General features: G+C 39.2%; 1 protein-coding gene. It reads right to left on the minus strand.

Annotation, left to right across the window (positions count from 1 at the left end):
• Positions 1-106: 106 nt before the first annotated feature.
• A complete protein-coding gene (gene ltrA / locus PGL02S_RS27935) occupies positions 107-1,864 on the minus strand; it encodes a group II intron reverse transcriptase/maturase (RefSeq protein WP_152828223.1) in 1,758 nt (585 codons plus the stop codon).
• Positions 1,865-2,609 lie beyond the last annotated feature (745 nt).

Genomic DNA, 2,609 nt, shown 5'->3' on the forward strand with positions numbered 1-2,609 from the left:
AATTATTGGAATAGGTAAGGGTTTGATATTATCTCCACCTTTTCCCCTCCTCCACACCGTGCATGCAATTTTCACCGCACACGGCGTTCCACCTTATATGCTAAAGTTATATGCTCACAAGTTTACATGCTTTGCGATAGAGATTGATTTTATCAATCATAGCGTCGGTAAGTTGTAGGATACTTTTGTAATGTTCAATCGTTTTATCTTCTGTGGCATGTACTAACCTGTGTACATCGCTGTGAATAATGCATAGGTTATTGTACTTATCTGTGCCACCCAGGGATAGAGGTTCGTAGTGATGACAATGAACCTCTTCTGCCTGTAAGAATAAACCCGTGACTTCGCATAATCCCTGAACTCCTGAGTACCTTGAAAGCCGATTGTCGGAATATTCAAGAGTCCTATCCCAGACGTCCGATCGAATTAGTTTCGATAACTCTACTTGGACGTGAAACTTGAGATTTACGTGAATGCTTTCTCTGGCTTCAGCATTATACGGGGTTGATTCCTGGCTGAAGTTTAGTGGTTTACTTTTAGAAATGTCCTGTAAAGGGAAGAGTAGCGTTCCTGCAACCTCCCAAGTTTTATTATTATTTTTATAAAACTTAGAGTATGTTGGAGGCGGCCGTTTTGGTCTTCCGTATCTACTGATGGATTTGAGACGATTGAACATAAATCGACTTTTGCGAAAGGCAATTTCCTGAAAGTCCATGCTTACATGTGATGCGAATTTGAAATAGTTATGTAGGCCAAGGACAAAGCTATTCCATTGTGAGATCGTTTTTGGAGTAGGAGATAGCTTAATTTCAGTGATCAATTTATTTATTCGTTTCTTGATCTGATCCTTCTTCTTATCAGAGATGAAACTATGAGCAACATGCTTTTTGCCTTTAGGAACGGCCTTAAACTTAAAGCCCAAGAAATTGGATGATTTCTTGCGCAGATTTATGACCATTGATTTCTCTGGAGAGACATCTAGTTTAAGTCGTTCTTTAAGGTATTGTTTTACTGCATGGTACCATTTATAGGCGTCTTGTGAGGTTCTGGCAAAGATCTTAAAGTCATCAGCATACCTTACGATAAAGCCCTCTTTGAGTTTTGTCCTCTTCAGGGCGGCATATTTATTTCTTTGTGTGTAAGGATGTTTGGTTTTAAAATTTTCCCATTGCCCTGCAACCCAGTGATCCAAGTCATTAAGTACTATGTTGGATAATAAGGGAGAGAGAATTCCACCTTGCGGTGTACCTTTACGAGGTATTCCTTCCTTTTCAATGGGTGCCTTCAACATTTTTCCTATAATGGCCAGTACTCTCCGGTCTTTAATCCCTATATTCCAAAGTTGTTTAAGAAGCAGTGTATGGTTTACGTTATCAAAGAAGCCTTTTATATCGATATCAACAACAAAGTGGAGTTGGGCGTTGTTAATTAATGTATCGCATCTTGACTTTGCATGATGCGTGCTTCTTAGAGGCCTGAATCCATAACTATGCTTATAAAACTTTGCTTCACAGATAGGTTCTAAAACTTGCTTGACCATTTGCTGTATTAATCTGTCCAGCATACTAGGAATACCTAATGGTCGTTTATCGCCATTGGGTTTCGGGATGAAGACACGTCTGACTAGTTTCGGTTTATAGTGATCAAGTGTTTTACGAATCGTATTGATGAATTCATCCTGACTGTAGCTATTGAAATCATCAATGCTAAATTGATCAGTGCCTTGAGTCTTTGATCCTTTGTTGCTTTTAATCATTCGATAGGCTAGAAGTATATTATTATCAGAAGTAATCAGTTCATATAGCCTGTTAAACGAGCAACCTTCTTTACTTTTAAGGTAAAGAGTATCAAAGATCGATTGCATCCCGTAGTATTCAGCGTATCGCAAATATGTGATGATTGTGGACAACTCCTTGAAAAGTTGTTTCCCACTTTCTTACCTGACCGATCATCTGCAACTTGAGTAATTTAACTTAAATTTATAAGGCTTGGGGCTATCCCTCCGGAATGTTTCCATTCTTTCATAGGTACTGTGCCCCTACTCTCACAAGAGTAAATCATGTTGCCATGAACCATTCCCTTGATAGAGGTTTAACAACGGAGTTGTATAAATGTCTCTTGCTTTCCACGTTCCGATTATTCTAGCTATCCATGCGCGTTTTAGGTGGCGACTATAAGCCTGTAAACCTTATACCCTCTTTGTTAGGTATCCCGAATTTCATAACTTCAAATCTTACTTTTCGGTAGTTTACGCTGCTAGTGCAGCACAATTCTTTCGAATTGTTATACCTCTAGACCCGTACATTCATCGCTTGGTCAGTTACTTGTGTAACATTCTCACCATGACGCGCTTTTCAGCACCCCGACCTATTTCAGACCATATTTCTCAAAGAGAAACTTAGGCCCGATTCAGCCGACTTCACCTAGCTTCAAACAGAGACAAGCTATCTCTTGTTTCTGCTTGTAGGAGTATTAGGTAGGAAGTTTAAGCTCAACATGAAGGCTTTCATTCCTTCCTTCGAATAATCAGTTGTTATTCTTTTTATTTGATAAGAACCCACTCTTTTCATACCATTAGGCACTTATAGAGTAACGTGTCGCACTGAAAT

Origin of the sequence: Paenibacillus glucanolyticus NBRC 15330 (assembly GCF_004000885.1) — a bacterium.
Lineage (GTDB): Bacteria > Bacillota > Bacilli > Paenibacillales > Paenibacillaceae > Paenibacillus_AQ > Paenibacillus_AQ glucanolyticus.

What these genes read in the sequence shown, in the direction of transcription:
- ltrA (WP_152828223.1), bottom strand. Translation starts at nt 1,864, where the DNA reads ATGCAATCGATCTTTGATACTCTTTACCTTAAAAGTAAAGAAGGTTGC.